1 rRNA gene is annotated in these 260 nt (G+C 59.2%); it reads left to right on the top strand.

Annotated features, from left to right (window positions below):
* Positions 1-260, top strand: a 23S ribosomal RNA gene (locus GBM95_RS12165); the annotation flags it as partial.

Raw genomic sequence — 260 nt, 5'->3', positions numbered from 1 at the left:
AGCCCGCTCGCCGCAAGCCCAAGGTTTCCTGCTCTACGTTCATCGGAGCAGGGTGAGTCGGCCCCTAAGGCGAGGCTGAGAAGCATAGCTGATGGGAACCAGGTTAATAATCCTGGACCGATTGCAGGTGCGAAGGAGGGACGGAGTGCTGAAGGTCATCCGGGTGTTGGATATCCCGGTTTGCGAGCGTAGGAAGCCGGCAGGCAAATCCGCCGGCGAATTTCCGAGGCGAAGCATCGAGGCTGGTTTCAGCTGAAGTG

The sequence above is a fragment of the Sutterella seckii genome (assembly GCF_009183815.1).
Taxonomy (GTDB): Bacteria; Pseudomonadota; Gammaproteobacteria; order Burkholderiales; family Burkholderiaceae_F; genus Sutterella; species Sutterella seckii.
The sequence above is the reverse complement of the archived record's forward strand: the minus strand, read 5'-3'. Positions and strand labels throughout refer to the sequence as shown.